Here is a 225-nt window from a genome sequence, read left to right on the forward strand (position 1 = left end):
AGAGCTGTGCTGTTTCGAATGGTTCCAAAACCGTAGCACATTCGTAAAACTGCCCTTTCAAGTTTTAGAGCTGTGCTGTTTCGAATGGTTCCAAAACCAGCAACTGGTCCATATAATAATGTGGTTAGTTTTAGAGCTGTGCTGTTTCGAATGGTTCCAAAACCTGATACAGCGTGACTATGAGATACAAAATGTTTTAGAGCTGTGCTGTTTCGAATGGTTCCA

General features: G+C 41.3%; 1 protein-coding gene. It reads right to left on the reverse strand.

Translation table 11 applies throughout. From position 1 onward, the window contains the following. The coding region (locus tag HMPREF3249_RS09550) for a hypothetical protein (RefSeq protein WP_218969868.1) at nucleotides 1-225 on the reverse strand (225 nt) is incomplete at both ends.

The organism is Streptococcus sp. HMSC36C04 (assembly GCF_001839535.1).
Lineage (GTDB): Bacteria > Bacillota > Bacilli > Lactobacillales > Streptococcaceae > Streptococcus > Streptococcus hominis.